This is a genomic window from Chitinophaga filiformis (assembly GCF_021646545.1).
Classification (GTDB): Bacteria; Bacteroidota; Bacteroidia; order Chitinophagales; family Chitinophagaceae; genus Chitinophaga; species Chitinophaga filiformis_A.
Map to the genome: position 1 here is coordinate 109,271 of NZ_JAKIRP010000006.1, position 15,333 is coordinate 124,603.

The window sequence follows — 15,333 nt, forward strand, 5'->3', positions numbered from 1 at the left end:
TAATTTAATATGGTTATTCTTTAAGAGGCTGATTTTCAAATACACAGAGAATAAAAACTCCCAAATTCCTTCATAATTGAACCGTCTCGCACCCAGGGTACAACAGCCTGCCGTGTGCTCATATCTTTCGGAGGGGGCCAATCGGTGGAATATGTCTTTACGGGATGTCCTGTCGAAAGAACAACGCAGCCCGCCAATGGCGGGCTGATTGCAGCAAATGATTCCATTATGAGGTAATATATTGCTAATATAGTTTTGTCACGACCTGAGGTGGGTTACGTGAGTACGCTTTATACATGCTTCATACATGCCTTATACATGCCTTTGGGTTGGACTTAAGTTGAACTTATAAGCAGACATCCTACCGGAGTATTTATGGGAACAATGCTTGCCACCCCGGTAAAATGCCTGCAATCATTAAGCCATGGAATCATTGACCATGGTATTAACTCTTTCCTGTGATTTGCGCAGGTGGCGGTTCGCCATTTGGCGGGCGCTATCTGCTGCGGATTCTGCCTTATTCAGGAGACCTTTCACACCTCCATTTTTCCGGGTCAGATACACGATCACTCCAGCTGCTGCTGCGCCGACAATAGAAGCGGCTATCATTGCTTTTTTCATAACTCGTTCATTTTGGTATGTATAGCTTAATACAAGAGTTATACCAATTGATGCCAGATTTTATATTTTTGCCGGCACAATTAAGACCAAACATGCCCGAAACCACACCTGTTTACAGTATCCCGTTGAAATACCGGAAAATGGAAAATCTGCATATCGTTTTCTGGCTGCTGAAAGACATAGGCTGGTGCCTCATCTGGAAGCCACTGGGCATTGCAATGATCTTCCCGACGCTGATAATTGCTATTGTGATAGCTTACCGCACACGACAATTTATGTCGGAGTTATGCCACAACCTGGCTATTGCCGTGTGGATCACCGCCAACTCTTACTGGATGGTCAGTGAATTCCTGCATTTTGATGCGGAGATCATTACCGGTTCGATCACCTACAAACATCTGGCACTGATACCATTCTTAACGGGTGTGTTGATACTGGGATATTATTACGCCTGGTACAAACCAAGACATCCGGAAGAACAGGAGACGATGTAATGGGCATCAATAGTCCCACCATACGTGCTGTAACCAATCGTCTGTTCCTCCCATTCTGTCCAGCGCCTGCTGGTAATGGACCGTATTGCTGAATGCTTCCGTGGCAGGATAGAATAAGCGCCTGGGAGGAATACCGTCTGTCTGAGATTCATTGCCCAGATCTGTAATCGGTTTCAGTACCGGGAAGCCACTGCGGCGCTGGTTCGCATATGCTTCAAACCCATTGGGAAAGAGCGCCACCCATTTCTGCATATTGATCTGTTCAATCTCCTTCCCCGGCGTCAGCCTGTGCGCTCGCACAAATGCGGCAGCTGTGTCGTCAGGGATATAGCTTATTTCTGGATATAACTTCAGCTGTTCTATGGCAGCGCCGATCCCTGTCTGATACCAGGTATTAGCATCGTCAGGAATCCAGCCCCTGGCGGCCGCCTCTGCCTGCAGAAATGCTACTTCGGCATATCCCATGTGCAGGAAGGGGGCCTGCAGCTGATAAAAGGGTTGGTTCAGCACGCAGTACTTATCCGCAGCAGGTACTACCACGCCTCCCGGGCCAACGTAATCTTCCACATCATCCCAATAGTACAATCCTGGCGCCATAGACAGGTATTTGGTAATAATTGTAATATCTTTCCCCTTAGCGTCCCTATTGGCGAAAAAAGTAGGCAAACGGGGATCCCTCTCAGCCTTCAGGTACTCCACAAATGTGCTGCATCCCTTCACCCACTGACGTACATTGTCTTCCAGCAACGCCTGTGCATAACCGTTACCCCGCAGGTCGGGATAAGCGTAGTTGTCATGCAGCATCCGGAAATTATCTTCCGCGCTTTGCATCACACCCGCAGCCAATGCGGCTGCCACCTGCTGCCTTGCCGTTACGGCATTCACTTTTGTCAGCCGCATAGCCAGCCGTAGTCTCAGAGAACCTGCCAGCCGTTTCCATTTGTCCAGATCACCGTTATAAACGATGTCGTTTGAAATACCCTCTTTCGTGGGATCGAACTGCGCCGTGGCGGCTGCCAGTTCTTTGAAAAAGTCGGCGTAGATATCAGATTGTTTATCGTACTGAGGTGTGTAGATCTTGTTGTAATAAGCCAGTCCTGCCTGCGAGTAAGGAATGTCGCCATAAGTATCTGTCAGCAGGGAAAACACATACACCCGCAATATACGGGCAGCCGCCAGGTAGTTGGCAAGGGCGGTATCGTTCTTATGATTTTCCAACAGGTCAACCAGTTGCTTTAAGCTCTTACCATACAGGTTTTCCCACATGCAGTTGTTATAAAATTCATCACGGATATACTTCCCTCCCCTGCTCATATCTTCTGCGCCCGTAAGGTATTGCACCATGGGCTGAAAAATATACAGATTAGGATAGCCCATTTCACGGCCTCCATCCATAAAATAAGCAGCAGCAGTGAGCTGTTCTCCGGGAGGAATGCTGTCTTTCGTCTTAGGGTCTGTATTGATCTCATCAAACCCGGCAGTACAGGAAGACAGTAATAAGATCAACAGCAGGTTCCATCTATGTCTTTTCATTGGCATCACTTAAAACTTGACGAAGAGTTTAACTCCATACGACTTTCGCGTTGGCAGGGAGCCGTATTCCAACCCCTGCGCAGTCGTGTTGTTGTAACTTGATTCAGGATCTATATTAGGTACAGCTTTGTAAAGAGTGAAAGGATTACGCGAGACCAGCGAAATGGTGGCTTCGCGGATCACCTTGTTAAATAAAGGCAGATCATAATCAAGATGCAGTTCCCTGAGCTTTACAAAAGTTGCATCGTATACAAATGCCTCAGGAATGCTCTCTCCCACCCTTTTCCAGTAGGCCTGCGGATTCACATAGGCCGTCACTTCATTGCCGGTGGCTGCCTGTACCCCTTTGATGAGTAATCCGTCTGTAGGTGTCCATTCCTCCGGCGTCTTGCCCGCGCTGATCCTTTCCTGTTCAGACCGCGCCCATCCTTCCCTTCCTGCCAGCGTACCTTTCTGGTTCCCGTTTGAATAGGCCAGCAGGTTGGTCATAGAGAAGATATTGCCGCCGTATTTTATGTCCACGAGCACTGTCAAAGTCAGGCGCTTATAAGAGAAACGGTTGGTAACACTACCTGTCCATGCATATTGATTACTTCCCAGGCGGCTATCGGTACTTGTATGTTTCGGCAGATTATTTCCATCCAGTACCAGGCGGCCTTTGAAATCACGAAGGAAATGCCTGCCGGTCAGCATACCATACTCGGCATCCTTCTTCGCCACAACAGAAACACTTCCCCAACGCGCCACTGCTACCGGGTAATAAGGCGACACCAGCGAGTTGAGCGACTGTATCCTGTTCATGTTGCGTGAGAAGATCAAACCGGCATCCCAGCTGAAATTTTTATGTACCACCGGCATTCCTCCCAATGCTATTTCAACGCCTTCATTACGGATATTGCCGGAATTGATCACAGCACTGGTATAACCGCTGGTCGTAGATACGGGTGCATTCAGCACCTGGTCTTTCGTCCTGGAATGATACCAGGTAACATCCAGGTGTAAACGGTTATCGAAGAATGCCAGGTCCGCACCCGCTTCATAAGCGTAGTTAGCGCCCGGCCGCAGATCAGCGAAGGGTACATTATCCACGGCCACACCACCAATAGCATATCCTTTTACAACAGGAATATCAGGATTATAGCCGTAGGTAAGCCGTAGCTGATAAGGTTGTACAGCATCAGTACCTGTTTGCGCGATGGATAAACGCAATTTCCCGGCAGACAGCACCTTCCTGTTCCTCATCAGCTCTGTGAACTGGAATGCCGCTGATGCCGAAGGATAGAAATAAGCGTTATGGTTGCGCGGTAAAGTTGAAGACCAGTCTTTACGCCCCGTCAGGGAAAGGAACAGGAGCCGCCTATAGTCAATATCCAGTGAGCCATATACCGCGTTGATCCTTTTCCGGAGGATCATTTCGTGACGCATACGGGTTGCAAAATTATCAATAGCCCTTTCACCGCGGATATTCATTTCCCTGCCGGTAGTATTGCGGATCGTTTCCTTGTAGTCCATACGGGTAGTCCCCACATTCAATGTGAACCGGAACTTATTGAACCGGCGGGTATAAGTGAGCAGCAGATCGCTGTTTATTTCCCAAAATCTTCTGTCTTTAAGGAACATGGCTCCCAGCGGATTTACCGGCGTGGAATAGTTCATCAGCTCACTAAAGAAAAACGCGGAGTAGTCTGCGCCGGAACGTATGTGCACCGAGAAGCCCGGGCATAGTTTGTATCTCAGGCGGATAAAACCATTGAAACGATCCTGGTCACTATTGTTAGGTTGCTCATAGATGGCCCAATAAGGATTGACCTGGTAGGTGTTATTGTTCCAGTTGATGTAATTGCCTGTTACCGGGTCTTTGTAATCCTTCAGCCAGTTGAGGTCAATATTGGGCGCGATGCCGCTCAGCACATAACCGACATTATTAGGATTGTCAGACAATGCCGGCCGGTTCAGCACCTCTTCATCCAGCCAGGCCAAACGGGTATCCAGCTCCAGCCGCTTTGTAAGCCGGGTAGTAACCCTGGCAGAGAAGTGATGTCGCTGTAGCCTGCTGGTGGGCATTATATCGTTGTTGCGCGTATTGGTATAAGATGCCCGCAGCTGTGTTCTTTCATTCCCGGTAGATACGGCCAGTGTATTGATAAGGGTGAATCCCTGCCGGAAGAACTTTGTAACAGGATTCCGGGCTTTCACATAGGGCACTTTCATACCATTCCAGAGCCATACCATACTGTCCGCATTCATTTTAGGTCCCCAGCTGTATTGCGCATCCCAGCGGGCTGCAGCTGCACTTCCCGGCAGCAGGCCTTCACGGCCGCTACCATAGGTATCCTGAAAATCATACTGACTGTTGAACCTTTCCAATACCGCATTCGACATAAACTCCATTTCCAGCCCTTTACGGACACCTTTCTTCGTTGTGATCAATATGACCCCATTTGTAGCCCGGCTGCCGTATAAGGCCGCGGAAGCACCTCCCTTGAGCACGGAAAGCGTCTCCACATCATCCGGATTAATGATCACCGTACCATCTCCCAGATCATACCCGCCATACTTTTCCGCCTGACCGGGGGAGGTATTGTTCACGGGGATACCGTCTATGACAAGCAGTGGCTGATTATTTCCTCCCAGCAGGCGCATGCCCCGCAGGGTCAGTTTGGTAGATCCTGCCGCTCCGCTGTTCACCGGACTGACATCCAGTCCGGCGATCTTGCCGCTGAGTGTACTCATAGGATGAACATCTCTTACACTGGTCAGTTCCTTTCCTTTAATTTCTGCATGCGCATACCCCAGTGAGTATTGTTCCCTGTTGATACCGAGGGCAGTCACCACGACGGTGTTCATCTGCATGATACGGGTAGCAGACAGTGTATCCAGTGCCGGAGCAGTTACTTTCTTAAACCGGATAATGATCTGATGGCCGATGGTCCGGATCTCATATTGAGCGGAGGGAAAAACGAATTCAAGTGCAGCCTGTATAGAGATCTGTGTTTCATGCATCGTAACGGGTGCATGGCCATTGATAATCTCATTGGGATAAGCAAAGGACACGCCGGTCTGTTCGCCTATCCATTTCAGGAAAGCGGAAACAGGCATCTTCTTCACCCGGATATTCAGATGCTGCTGCAGTAGTGGAGACTCTTGTGCCGTACCGGTCAGGACTGCACACAATAAGAGGGTTAAAATACCTAAAGTGGCCAGGACCTTCATAAGGGTAATGGAGCTCAGTTATTGATCCAGGACAGCGGCAAATATTGCCAGGGCTTCGTCCTGAGGTGTATTATGCAGGCGTAAGGTAATTCGTTTATGCCGCAAATTTTCAATAACTTTTATTTCTGATATATGATAGTGGGCAGCTAATACCCTTGCTACATTTTCTGCTTCTTCATTCTCGAACACCAGTTCGTTTGTGGCCCAGGCACACTGATTACTATAGTTACCCATGGGATGTCTTATCTCATCATCATTCCGGCTGACAGTTGCCAGGTTGCCGCTGCCACTGCGCAGTACCAGCTTCTTTCCGCCGCTGTGCAGGCTGATGCTGCCTTCAAAAACAATGACCTCTGTAGAAGTGCTGTCTATACGTATATCGAACGCTGTTCCGAGTACTTTTACGGTAGATCTGTCTGCTACAACAAGGAACTGCCGTTGCGGATCTTTCACCACATCAAAGTAGGCTTCTCCCTGCAGTAATTTTACTTCACGCTCTTTGAACAACTTCCTGTAAGCCAGTGAAGTACCTGCTTTCATACGTATCGTGGAGCCATCAGGGAGGGTAAGACTATCTATACCGGAAGTCGGCGTAGCATAAGTGATCCAGGCATTACGGGAGCTTTGCCACCACCAGCCGCCGGCAGCCAACAACAGCAGGATCACAGCTGCGGCAACGATCCTCCAGGGGAACATACGTTTCACTCTGGCGGCTGGTGCCATCTGCTGCGACAATTCCCGCCACCCTTCCTGTACATTAAAGGGCATAGGAGGAACATCTGCGGCAGCTTCCCAAAGCTGCTTCAGTTCTGCATATAACTGGCGGTTCTCTTCCGAGTCCTGCAGCCATTTGTTCAATGCAGCCTGTTTGTCCCTGTTACCGGGGTCCGTCAGACAATCTATGATGAACCCGGTTATGTCGTTGTTGTTCATTTCTTTATAGTATTACGACAATTCAGCACCCCGATACTTTGATGCTACTGCAATTTTTTTCCGTCCAATAAGTGAGTGCGCAGATATTTCAGGGCTACCGCCAGCTGAAAATACACTGTGTTGACAGTAATACCCAGCCGTTCTGCTATCTCAGCCGGTTCCAGTCCCTCAAAGCGGCTGAGCAGAAAAATCTCCCGGCAGCGTGGGGCCAGCCCCTGTGCCAGGCGCACGATTTCCTTCTGTAACAGTAAATGGTCTGTGATATCATGCAATGATGCATCGTCGGCCTGCCATTGCAGCACCTCTTCGCTTACATTTCTCGAACGCCGTTTTAACTCATTGATACTTCTGTTTGTTACGGAACGATACAGGTAGTGGCGCACATTCCCGGTGATCTCAATCTGTTGTCCCTTTTCCCATAAGTGTGCGAACAGACTTTGCACAACCTCTTTAGCCAGGTCATTATCCGCCACCCAGCGATAAGCTAACAGGAACAATTCCTCACTGTATGCTATGTAAATTTTCTGGAAGACACCGGCATTACGGCTACGGAGGGCCTCAGTAGCTTCTTCAGCAGAGATATGGTATCCGTCTTGCGTCATCATCAATTTGAATGCCGCACAAAGTATTATTTTTTTTAAATATCGAAGAGAAATTTCGGGGTTAACTGTTAAAAATACATCATCGCAAAAAAAGATGGTGCAACGCTGAAATGACAGGGTGATAAGTGCTGCTAACTATTCAGGCGGCCTGTTTCTTCATAATTGTCTTTCAATCCTACGCCGGATAACTGCAGCCTCATGGCCTCCTGCAGCAAATAACAGATCTTGCCGGCAGCAACTGCATATTGTAGTCCCTCCTGTCGGATATTGGAAATACAATTTCGTGATTCATCTGTGTTTCCTACCCGCGGATTGAATGTGAGATAAGCCCCCATACTGTCTGCCGCACTCAGTCCTGGACGTTCGCCTATCAACACCAGGGTCATTTTCGCCTTTAACAGCTCACCTATCTCATCGCCTATAGCAACCCTCCCCTGCTCTGCCAAACAAATGGGACCTGTTGATATACCTGCCGCTTTCAGCATGGGCAATAACTGCGTTAATAACGGTAAAGTATGTATATTCATGGCCGTCGCGGAGAGGCCATCGGCGATAATAATTGCTACATCTTTCTGCAATAATGCAACCGGTAATGTGCGCAGGGTTTTGATACTCTCTGCATCCAGCCTCCTGCCTTTATCAGGCCGTTGCAGGTATTCCTGCCTGTCGGCCGCACTGCTGTGCAGCAACAATGTACCGGTATGAAAAGGCTGCAGCTGCTCCATTAACAGTGTAATGTCCAGCCTTGAATAAACAGCATCCCGCGCATGTGCATGCGCCAGCTTAAAAGACAATACTTCCCTTAAAGGGATGGCAGTGCCTGTTCGTCCTAATGCAATACGCGCTGCGGTAAAAGCCTTTAACGAAGACCAGGGATCTTCCTGTATCAGATGCTGGTGCTGTAATTCCTTATTCATCCTGTGTAATAAATTCAATCTGTTATGCTGTTCTCTGGTATGGTGCATTCAGCCTTGTTTGGCAAAGTAATAACATGTCAGTATCCAGACTTAATAAATGCATTTCATCCTGCACTGTAACCTAACAACTGATGCATCTTTCCTACCTGCTGCAACTGGCCTTTGTTGTCCATGATACCCTGCCGTTGCAGCCAGGCTTCAAATTCTGGCGCTGCCTTCAACCCTAAAACCTTACGCGCATAAAGCGCATCATGAAAGGAAGTGGACTGATAATTCAGCATGATATCGTCTGCTCCCGGTACGCCCATAATGAAATTACAACCGGCAACGCCTAGCAGCGTGAGCAGGTTGTCCATATCATCCTGATCGGCTTCTGCATGATTCGTATAGCAGATATCCACGCCCATGGGTAATCCCAGCAGCTTACCACAGCAATGATCTTCCAGCGCTGCACGGATGATCTGTTTACCATCAAAGAGGTATTCAGGACCGATAAACCCAACGACGGTATTTACCAGTAAAGGAGAGAACTTACGGGCCACCGCATAAGACCGCACCTCGCAGGTCTGCTGATCTACACCTTCATGTGCGTTGGCGGATAAAGCACTTCCCTGCCCTGTTTCAAAATACATCACATTGTTGCCAATAGTACCTCTCTTTAATGACAGCGCTGCTTCATATGCCTCCTCGAGTAAGCCCAGGTGAATACCGAAACTACTGTTCGTCTTCTCCGTACCACCGATGGACTGGAAGACCAGATCGACAGGTGCCCGGTGAATGATCTCCATTGCAGTAGTGACATGACATAAAATGCAGGACTGCGTAGGAATATCAAACTGTGTACGTAGCTGGTCCAACATGTGCAATAATTGCACAACTGCCTGGGGACTATCCGTAGCCGGATTGATACCGATCACGGCATCTCCGCTGCCATACAACAAACCATCTATGATACTGGCAGCAATACCTTTAGGATCATCGGTGTTATGATTGGGTTGCAGTCGTACGGATAAATGCCCTTTCAGTCCTATGGTATTGCGAAAGCGGGTAACTACTTCACACTTTTGCGCCACACTGATGAGGTCCTGGTTGCGCATCAGCTTTGAGACCGCTGCTACCATCTCGGGTGTAAGGCCCGGCGATAAGCGTTGCAATGTTTGTGTATCTGCATCATCACTTAACAGCCAGTCGCGCAACTCTCCTACCGTAAAATGACTCACAGGAGCGAAAGCCGTTTGATCATGCGTATCTATGATCAGGCGGGTGATCTCATCTTTTTCGTAAGGAATAATAGCTTCCTGCAGGAATGTTTTTAAAGGCACATCTGCGAGGGTCATTTGCGCGGCAACACGTTCTTCATAACTGTCGGCCGCCAGTCCGGCCAGGGCGTCGCCTGAGCGGAAGGGCGTAGCCTTCGCGAGTAAAGTGCGGAGGTCACCGAAGGTGTATGTTTTATGTTGTATGGTGTGCTGATATGACATGAATGTTGTGATAATTGATTAAACATCTTCCGTGGATATTCCACCGGATACAAACACGTTCGCGGGTTTTGCCCGTGATCCGCGGGCCATTAACGTTCCCGGGGTTGTCGTCCCGTCCGGGTTATCGTCCTGTCCGGGGTTACACCTAACGCGGGATTGCACCCAACCCGCCGGGGTTTCAACCCGGGATTGCACCCAACCCGGGGTTGAAACCCCGCGCTACAAACACTGGACTCCCAACGGAGTCCTATTGTGTTTTGTTATAGAACCATTTTTTGTTGTGCGACAGGCGCAGGTTCCCGGTGTTTACCCATCGCTATGAAAACAACCAGTGCAATGAGCAGTCCTGAGAAGAACAAGAGCGCCAGTAGCTGATTGTAGTAGACGATGGCTATCAATGATACGATTGATAGTACCAATGCAATACCGGGGAACCAGGGATAGAACGGCGCTTTAAAAGGACGCTCTAATCCAGGTTCTTTTCTTCTCAGTATGAACAGACTGATCATGCTGAAAATGTACATCACCACAGCTCCCATTACAGATAAGATCACCAGTTGATCTGTCTTACCCAGGTACAGGGCAAGCACTCCCAGCAATCCACCGGCTATCAGGGCAACATAAGGTACTTGTCTTTTGGGACTGAGCGCTGCCAGTACGCCAGGCAGATAACCGCTGCGGGCCAGTGCAAAGAGCTGGCGGGAATAGCTGATAATGATACCATTGAAGGAAGCGATCAATCCGAAGAGACCGATTCCCGCAAAGATCTTTGTGATGCCGCTCTGCTTACCCAATACCACACCGATTGCTTCCGGCAAAGGATAGTCAATGTCCGATAATGCTTTCCAGTCGGTAATACCTCCTGTCAGCACCATCACGCCTACTGCGAGCAATGCCAGCGTGAGCATGGCAGAAATATATCCTTTAGGAATATTGCGGGAGGGATCTTTCACTTCTTCCGCCACCATGGCAATGCCCTCAATACATACATACAGCCAGATAGCAAAAGGCAGGGCTGCAAATACGCCGAGCCAACCGGCGGGCATCGCGTTGTGCATGAAATTGGACGCTTTGAATGAAGGGCCTACGATACCCATGTATATCAACAGCTCAACTACTGCGAGTAAGGTAATAATAAGTGAGAAAAGGGCTGACTCTTTAATCCCCAGCAGATTGATGCCAGTGAGCAACACATAAAAAACAATACCGCTTCCCAGTACCGGGAGCGAGGGATGCAGAAAATGCAGGTAGTTGCCCAGGGCGAAAGCAATGGCCGGTGTAGCCAACAGGAATTCCACTGCTGTGGCATACCCTGCTATCAGTCCGCCGATAGGCCCCATTGCCCGGTGCGTATAAGTAAAGGGACCACCTGCCTGCGGAATGGAGGTGGTCAGTTCTGTAAAGCTAAAAATGAAGGTGATGTACAACAGGGTAATGACGAGCGTGGCCAGGAGAAAGCCCATGGTACCAGCTACACCCCAGCCGTAATTCCATCCGAAATATTCACCGGAGATGACTAATCCGACGCCGATGGCCCAAAGATGTATGGGCCTGATCACTTTCTTTAAAACTGTTTCCTGAGCAGACATATATATACACGGGATTGCTGGTAATGCCTGAATCATTACCATTGGTTGATAAAGTATATTCCCGTTTCCCTCCGCGAAATATTGTCAAGATACACAAAAAGATCACATCTCAAGCGCCAGCGAGGTATTCGCATTACGGCTGCCGGCAAATTTCAGCCTGTACTCTGTAGGAGTCAGCCCTACCTCTTTTCTGAATACTTTGCGGAAGGCTTTGATGTCGTTGTAACCACAATCAAGCATTACCGTAAGGATGCTGTTACTGGTCCGTTCCAGCATCTTTTTGGCGGCCTCAATGCGGGTCTTCTGCAGGTATTCTATGGGGGTGATACCTGTGGCCTGTTTAAAACGGCGTACGAAGTTGCGGCGGCTGGCGGGAATGTTCTCCATGAACGATTCCACGTTGCGCGCTTCCTGGAAGGAGGATTCCATGCGTTGCTGTACTTCCGAGATCAGCGGGTCTGCATGTTTCTTTTCCGGCAGGAACATACCGAAGTAGGATTGTGTTTCACGGTCCATATCGATAGCAAATAGTTTCGCAGCTCTTACGGACATCTCTTGTCCGCAATACTTTTCTACCAGGTACAGCAGCAGATGGAAGGTGCTGGTAGCGCCTCCGCTGGTATAGATGCCAGATGCAGCTGTCAGCACTTTATCGGGTTGCAATAATACATCCGGGAAGTGACCTGCAAATGCATGGCAGGCATTCATATGCGTGGTTGCAGGCTTACCATCCAGCAGCCCTGTAGCTGCCAGCAGGAAAGCGCCGGTGCAGAAACTGGCTATTTCTGCTCCTGCATGATGTAGTTGCCGTAGCCAGGGAATAAAGCTGCTGTTGGCGGCAATAGCGCCCTCCACATCCCCTGCAATAAAAGCAGGGATCAATACTAAGTCCGGTTTCGCAACCTCCTTCAGTGTTACCGTGGTATAACGGCCGTAATGAGGAAACATGTTCACTTCCTTCTGATCGGGCAGCACCAGCTGTATATTGAAGATCGGGGCCTGCTGGTTGGTCGTGTACATATTGTTCACCGATTCGAATACATCCAAAATGGCGGCAGTGCTTATGAGCCGGTGGTTGTAGGTGAGCAACAGTGCCAAATTCATCATGGTTTCAGGTTTTAAACAAGTACCGGTCAAGTTACGACATTTGGCGCAAATACCCCCTGTCACGTTCTTTTTTTGGTTATTCAAGAAAAGATTACAACTGTGTATCTTCGGGCCAATCACAATCAAACCACATTTATGGAAAAAAAGAAAGCAGGTACCATTCTCTGGCATGATCTCACCGTTCCCAATGCAACCGCCGTAAGCGATTTTTATCAGCAGGTAATAGGATGGGAAAAAACAGAACTCAGCCTGGGGGATTATTCGGATTATATTATGCAAACCAAAGAAGATCCTGACGCCACTACCGTGGGTATCTGCCATGCGAAAGGCCCGAATGCCCATATTCCTCCCCACTGGCTGGCACATGTAGCTGTAGACAACCTGGATCAAAGCCTGGAGCGTACGCAGGCGTTGGGCGGAAAAGTGATGGGCGATAAACGCAAGATGGAAGAACATGGTTGGTATTGCCTGATTCAGGACCCGGCAGGGGCTTACCTGATGTTGTGGGAACAGGTGTAGATAGGACGGTCTTTTTTAAAAAAATTCACCCTTAGTTATTGCAACGTACGTTTTTAATACATACCTTTGGGTCATGAGTTTATTTAAGAAAGATTCATCCCCTGAGATGGTGCCAACGAAAACTGAAATGGACGTGCTGCAGATACTCTGGCAGTATGGCCCCTCTACAGTGCGTTTTGTACACGATAAACTGAACGAGCAGAAGGAGGCGGTGATCTATACCAGTACCCTGAAGCTGATGCAGGTAATGAAAGAAAAAGGGATGCTGGACCGTGATGAAAGCAGTATGAAGCACGTTTACAGCGCTGCTGTAGAAGAGAAAAAGGTGAAGGGCACCCTGCTGAGCCGTTTCATGGACTCTATGTACAATGGCTCGCCGAGTGATCTGATGGTGGCTTTGCTGGGCAACGACAAAACCTCGGCGGAAGAGTTAAAGAAGATCAAGGCGTTATTAAAAGATATGGATAAGTAACCAAAATCCTAACCCATGCACTCCTACCTCAACTTACAACCAGGTGGCGAACAATTTCTCCAGGCTTTCAGCTGGATGCTGGTCCATTCCCTCTGGCAGGGATTGCTGCTGGCCGTTATAACGGCCATATTACTGCAATTCACCAAAAGAGCGGCTGCGCAATTGAGGTATAATATCATATTCATCCAGTTTGTTTTGTTTATACTGGCCTGCATATGGACCTTCTTCCGTGGTATGAGCGGCCCTTCGGCAACCATGGTACCACTGGCTGGTGCCTTCAGTCAGAATGCCTCCCAACTCCTGCATATCCATGTCATTAACATACAGCAGTTTGCCGATGCCTGCGCCGTTTATATTTCCAGCCATGCATCATTGCTGGTACTTGTATGGGCGATCTTTTTCACTTTCCGTTCTTTCAGGATGGTGCAGGGACTGATTTACCTGCAAAGGGCACGGCACCAATATACTGATGCGACGGCCGACTGGCAGGAACGGCTTGTGCTGCTTGGCAGAAAACTGCGTATCAATAATAGCATCCGGCTGCTGGAGTCGGCTCGTGTGAAAGTGCCCATGGTAATGGGACATCTGAAACCCGTGATACTGATGCCTGCAGGTTTATTAACCGGTCTGCCGGTTGAACAGGTAGAGGCCGTGTTACTCCACGAACTGGCGCATATACGCCGGCACGATTATATCGTGAACCTCCTGCAAACCATTTGTGAAACCGTTTACTTCTTTAATCCCGGTCTCTTATGGATCTCCGGATTACTGCGCGATGAACGGGAACATTGTTGCGATGACATTGCCCTTGGACAAACCGGTAACAAGAGAGAGTTTATACAGGCGCTGATCAGTTTCAAGGAACATGCACTGTACAGTCATTCATCTGCCGTAGCATTTCCTGGTAAGAAGAACCAGTTGTTACAAAGGGTCAGCCGTATTATCAATAACAAATATCAACCACTGGGAACAGGTGAAAAAGTGTTCTTCATGGCAGGCATTCTGTTGCTGACAGCTATTTTATCCACAGCTGCTATTACCCAACTGCGTAGTATGCAGCAGGACTCTATCAGCCGGAAGCCTGAAACAGCAAGAAATTATATTCCACGCGGGCAACCACAGTTATCGCCTGTTGTGCAGAAGGACAGTGTTGTGCCTGCAAAACCAGTTCATCCCGATGTACAACAGGAAGATGACCGTATAAACAATGTAAAGCTCGATCCACCAGTCATTACACGCGATGTAACCATCACCAGGTATCCTGAAGACGAGCATTACAACGAAAAGTTACTGGCAGATGATTTACAGTTGGAACAGCCGGCAGAAGACAGGCAGCAGGATGAGATGAGACCCGGCAGACCACAGTATACTGCCAGAAATGCACAAAGGGAAAACTGGTCTGGTTACCGGGGAAAATATGTTCCAGGGAGCCGCTACCAGCCGAACAGATCGTCTGAACTCCGTCTTATCGCAAACGACAGAGAGGTCAGGGTGACAGCGAATGAGGTCACCCTGCAGGAACGTCAGATCGAAGAAGCAAAACAAGCCCGCATACAGGCCGATAAGGATAGAATACAGGCTGGCCGCGACCGCGCACAGGCAGAGGAAGACCGGCATCGGGCAGAAAGGGACAGGCAACAGGCTATCAAAGATCGTATCCAGGCAGACAGGGACAGGGAGCAGGCGAGACTGGACCGTATACAGGCGGAAAAAGACAGAATGCAGGCAAACCTTGATCGCATACAGGCTGATAAAGACCGGGCAAGAACAGAGGCGGAAAAAAGACGGCGGATACAATAATCCAATTATAACAATTCACACATTTCAAAAGCCGTGTAACAACACGGATGGC

Annotated in this window: 13 protein-coding genes; 4 read left to right on the forward strand and 9 right to left on the reverse strand. The window is 48.8% G+C overall.

Going from position 1 to position 15,333, the window contains the following annotated elements; all coding sequences use genetic code 11:
• Positions 1-417 precede the first annotated feature (417 nt).
• Entirely contained in the window at positions 418-621 is a 204-nt protein-coding gene (locus L3C95_RS16780) for a hypothetical protein (protein ID WP_236389238.1), read from the reverse strand.
• A 140-nt stretch (positions 622-761) separates the two neighbouring features.
• On the opposite strand from L3C95_RS16780, the gene L3C95_RS16785 reads away from it, so the two are divergent.
• Positions 762-1,115: a hypothetical protein gene (locus tag L3C95_RS16785; protein WP_236389240.1), complete on the forward strand. Its 354-nt coding sequence runs from the start codon at positions 762-764 to the stop codon at positions 1,113-1,115.
• 6 nt (positions 1,116-1,121) lie between these two features.
• Here the strand turns inward: L3C95_RS16785 and L3C95_RS16790 are convergent, their stop codons facing one another.
• The 8 genes from L3C95_RS16790 to L3C95_RS16825 all read right to left on the reverse strand — a co-directional run bounded on the left by L3C95_RS16790 (position 1,122) and on the right by L3C95_RS16825 (position 12,490).
• Entirely contained in the window at positions 1,122-2,648 is a 1,527-nt protein-coding gene (locus L3C95_RS16790) for a SusD/RagB family nutrient-binding outer membrane lipoprotein (RefSeq protein WP_236389242.1), read from the reverse strand.
• Positions 2,649-2,657: 9 nt separating this feature from the next.
• A complete protein-coding gene (locus L3C95_RS16795) occupies positions 2,658-5,861 on the reverse strand; it encodes a SusC/RagA family TonB-linked outer membrane protein (RefSeq protein ID WP_236389243.1) in 3,204 nt (1,067 codons plus the stop codon).
• Between the two features lie 18 nt (positions 5,862-5,879).
• A complete protein-coding gene (locus L3C95_RS16800; RefSeq protein ID WP_236389245.1) occupies positions 5,880-6,794 on the reverse strand; it encodes a FecR family protein in 915 nt (304 codons plus the stop codon).
• A gap of 44 nt (positions 6,795-6,838) precedes the next feature.
• A complete protein-coding gene (locus tag L3C95_RS16805; RefSeq protein WP_236389246.1) occupies positions 6,839-7,399 on the reverse strand; it encodes an RNA polymerase sigma-70 factor in 561 nt (186 codons plus the stop codon).
• Between the two features lie 128 nt (positions 7,400-7,527).
• A complete protein-coding gene (gene eutC / locus L3C95_RS16810) occupies positions 7,528-8,313 on the reverse strand; it encodes an ethanolamine ammonia-lyase subunit EutC (RefSeq protein ID WP_236389248.1) in 786 nt (261 codons plus the stop codon).
• 104 nt (positions 8,314-8,417) lie between these two features.
• On the reverse strand, positions 8,418-9,794 hold the full coding sequence (locus tag L3C95_RS16815; RefSeq protein WP_236389250.1) for an ethanolamine ammonia-lyase subunit EutB: 1,377 nt from the start codon (positions 9,792-9,794) through the stop codon (positions 8,418-8,420).
• 260 nt (positions 9,795-10,054) lie between these two features.
• Positions 10,055-11,383 carry an ethanolamine permease gene (gene eat, locus L3C95_RS16820; RefSeq protein WP_236389252.1) on the reverse strand — a complete coding sequence of 443 codons (1,329 nt, stop codon included), beginning with the start codon at positions 11,381-11,383 and terminating at the stop codon, positions 10,055-10,057.
• 102 nt (positions 11,384-11,485) lie between these two features.
• Complete coding sequence (locus L3C95_RS16825) at positions 11,486-12,490, reverse strand: GlxA family transcriptional regulator (RefSeq protein ID WP_236389253.1); 1,005 nt, start codon at positions 12,488-12,490, stop codon at positions 11,486-11,488.
• A 135-nt stretch (positions 12,491-12,625) separates the two neighbouring features.
• Here L3C95_RS16825 and L3C95_RS16830 point away from each other — a divergent pair, with 135 nt between their 5' ends.
• The 3 genes from L3C95_RS16830 (at position 12,626) to L3C95_RS16840 (ending at position 15,281) form a co-directional block, all read left to right on the forward strand.
• Entirely contained in the window at positions 12,626-13,009 is a 384-nt protein-coding gene (locus L3C95_RS16830; RefSeq protein WP_236389254.1) for a VOC family protein, read from the forward strand.
• Between the two features lie 73 nt (positions 13,010-13,082).
• Complete coding sequence (locus tag L3C95_RS16835) at positions 13,083-13,481, forward strand: BlaI/MecI/CopY family transcriptional regulator (protein ID WP_236389255.1); 399 nt, start codon at positions 13,083-13,085, stop codon at positions 13,479-13,481.
• A gap of 15 nt (positions 13,482-13,496) precedes the next feature.
• A complete protein-coding gene (locus L3C95_RS16840; RefSeq protein WP_236389256.1) occupies positions 13,497-15,281 on the forward strand; it encodes a M56 family metallopeptidase in 1,785 nt (594 codons plus the stop codon).
• The last annotated feature ends 52 nt before the right edge of the window (positions 15,282-15,333 follow it).

What these genes read in the sequence shown, in the direction of transcription:
- L3C95_RS16780 (WP_236389238.1), bottom strand. Translation starts at nt 621, where the DNA reads ATGAAAAAAGCAATGATAGCCGCTTCTATTGTCGGCGCAGCAGCAGCT.
- L3C95_RS16785 (WP_236389240.1), top strand. Translation starts at nt 762, where the DNA reads ATGGAAAATCTGCATATCGTTTTCTGGCTGCTGAAAGACATAGGCTGG.
- L3C95_RS16790 (WP_236389242.1), bottom strand. Translation starts at nt 2,648, where the DNA reads ATGAAAAGACATAGATGGAACCTGCTGTTGATCTTATTACTGTCTTCC.
- L3C95_RS16795 (WP_236389243.1), bottom strand. Translation starts at nt 5,861, where the DNA reads ATGAAGGTCCTGGCCACTTTAGGTATTTTAACCCTCTTATTGTGTGCA.
- L3C95_RS16800 (WP_236389245.1), bottom strand. Translation starts at nt 6,794, where the DNA reads ATGAACAACAACGACATAACCGGGTTCATCATAGATTGTCTGACGGAC.
- L3C95_RS16805 (WP_236389246.1), bottom strand. Translation starts at nt 7,399, where the DNA reads ATGATGACGCAAGACGGATACCATATCTCTGCTGAAGAAGCTACTGAG.
- eutC (WP_236389248.1), bottom strand. Translation starts at nt 8,313, where the DNA reads ATGAATAAGGAATTACAGCACCAGCATCTGATACAGGAAGATCCCTGG.
- L3C95_RS16815 (WP_236389250.1), bottom strand. Translation starts at nt 9,794, where the DNA reads ATGTCATATCAGCACACCATACAACATAAAACATACACCTTCGGTGAC.
- eat (WP_236389252.1), bottom strand. Translation starts at nt 11,383, where the DNA reads ATGTCTGCTCAGGAAACAGTTTTAAAGAAAGTGATCAGGCCCATACAT.
- L3C95_RS16825 (WP_236389253.1), bottom strand. Translation starts at nt 12,490, where the DNA reads ATGATGAATTTGGCACTGTTGCTCACCTACAACCACCGGCTCATAAGC.
- L3C95_RS16830 (WP_236389254.1), top strand. Translation starts at nt 12,626, where the DNA reads ATGGAAAAAAAGAAAGCAGGTACCATTCTCTGGCATGATCTCACCGTT.
- L3C95_RS16835 (WP_236389255.1), top strand. Translation starts at nt 13,083, where the DNA reads ATGAGTTTATTTAAGAAAGATTCATCCCCTGAGATGGTGCCAACGAAA.
- L3C95_RS16840 (WP_236389256.1), top strand. Translation starts at nt 13,497, where the DNA reads ATGCACTCCTACCTCAACTTACAACCAGGTGGCGAACAATTTCTCCAG.